Genomic DNA, 2,033 nt, shown 5'->3' on the forward strand with positions numbered 1-2,033 from the left:
CCCTGGCGCCGTTCCGCTGCAACGTGACCATGGCCGCCAAGGGCCGTGAAATCAACGCCAAGAGCATCATGGGCGTGATGCTGCTGGCGGCTGGGCAAGGCACGCCGGTCACCATCCGCATCAACGGCGAAGACGAAGTCGCCGCGATGGACGCGGTGGTTGAGCTGTTCGAGCGTCGCTTCGACGAGGACAACTGAGCGTGCCGCGCGCGCGCGCCGGCCAAGCCCCCACCGGCCAACGGCCGGTACAGCTGCTGGCCGGACACGGCGCCGCCCGAGGTACTGCGATGGGCCGCGCCCGCGTGCGCCTGCCGCATGCACTGGAAGTAGCCGAACAGCGCGTCGCCCCCTCCCAGGTTGAATCCGAGCTGGCACGCCTGCATCGCGCCGTGGACGCGGCGCGCACGGAGATGCACGAGCTGCGCCAGCGCCTGCATGGCGCGCTGAACCAGGAAGTGGGCGAGTTCCTCGACCTGCATGCACTGCTGCTGGACGATCCCGAACTGCTGTTCGGCCTGGACGAACTGATCCGCAGTGGACCCTACAGTGCCGGCTACGCGCTGCGCCTGCAGCGCGACCGCCTGGCCAAAGTCTTCGACGGCATGGACGATGCCTACCTGAAGAGCCGCATGGACGACCTCGACCATGTGATCGGGCGCATACATGCCTTCCTGCAGCCCGAGCGGCCCGCAGCGGTGAAGGGCCTGGCCGGCGAAATCCTGGTCTGCGACAACATCGCCCCTTCCGAGCTGGCCCAGCTGCAATCGCACGGTGTGGTCGGCATCGTCACCAGCGCTGGCAGCGCGCTTTCGCACAGTGCGATCCTTGCCCGCAGCCTGCACCTGCCGTTGATCGTCAGCGTGCCGCAGCTGCTGAACAAGGTGCTCGACGGCGACGTGCTGATCATCGATGGCGCCGACGGCAGCATCACAGTGAACCCGCAGGCCGACAACCTGCGTGATTACCGGGCGCGCCTGAAGGAGCACGCACGCGAGCAGCGCGAGCTCGGCCGCCTGCGCAGCAAGCCCAGCCGTACCCGCGACCAGGTCGACATCGCACTGCTGGCCAACGCCGAATCGCTGGAAGATGTGACCCAGGCACATGCGCTGGGCGCCCACGGCCTGGGCCTGTACCGCACCGAATTCCTGTTCCTGCAGCGCAACGAGCTGCCGGACGAAGAAGAACAGTTCCAGACCTACCGCGATGCGGCGCTGGGCATGAGTGGCCGGCCGGTGACCATCCGCACCCTCGACCTGGGTGCAGACAAGGCTGACCGCACCGGCCTGACCCTGAGCAACGAGGAAAACCCGGCGCTGGGCCTGCGCGGCGTGCGCCTGTCGCTGGCGCGGCCCAAGGTGGCCGACACCCAGATGCGCGCGATCCTGCGTGCCTCGGCCTACGGCAAGCTGCGCGTGCTGGTGCCCATGGTCAGCACCCGCGACGAACTGCTGGCGGTGCGCCGGCGMATGCTGAAACTGGGCGAGCAACTGCGCGCCGAGGGCCACATGGTGGCCGAGCACGTGCCACTGGGCGCGATGATCGAAGTACCCGCCGCCGCGCTGGCGCTGGAGAGCTTCATCGATCTGGTCGACTTCCTGTCGATCGGCACCAACGATCTGGTTCAGTACCTGCTGGCCGCCGACCGCAACAACGAAGCACTGGGCGAACTGTATTCGCCGCTGCATCCGGCCGTGCTGCGCCTGTTGCAGATGGTGATCGAGACCGGCGCACGCCATCGCATTCCGGTGGCGGTATGCGGCGAAATCGCCGGCGACGCACGGATGACCCCGCTGCTGCTGGCACTGGGCCTGACCGAGTTCAGCCTGCACCCGGGCACCCTGCTGGAAGTACGCCGTGCTGTCCGTGATGCCGATCTGGGGGCCCTGCGTGCCCGCGCACCGAAGCTGCTGGGCATGCGCGACCGCCGCGGCATCGAGCGCTGGCTGGCGCTTGTGGCGGACGCGTCCTGATTCCCGACGGTAGTGCCGGCCGCTGGCAGGCAACCTCATGGGCCTTCGGTAGGCATGTTGCAGT

The 2,033-nt window shown here is 68.2% G+C and carries 2 protein-coding genes; both read left to right on the forward strand.

The genetic code is table 11. The features are described from left to right. Window positions 1–2: 2 nt before the first annotated feature. Window positions 3–197 (forward strand): HPr family phosphocarrier protein, encoded by a 195-nt coding sequence (locus AB4Y84_RS20105; RefSeq protein ID WP_442250769.1) that lies wholly within the window; start codon window positions 3–5, stop codon window positions 195–197. A 2-nt stretch (window positions 198–199) separates the two neighbouring features. Beyond that, window positions 200–1,969, forward strand: coding sequence for a phosphoenolpyruvate--protein phosphotransferase (ptsP, locus tag AB4Y84_RS20110; RefSeq protein ID WP_428703436.1), 1,770 nt, complete (start codon window positions 200–202; stop codon window positions 1,967–1,969). The last annotated feature ends 64 nt before the right edge of the window (window positions 1,970–2,033 follow it).

This window comes from Stenotrophomonas sp. 2YAF22, from assembly GCF_052114665.1.
Classification (GTDB): domain Bacteria; phylum Pseudomonadota; class Gammaproteobacteria; order Xanthomonadales; family Xanthomonadaceae; genus Stenotrophomonas; species Stenotrophomonas indicatrix.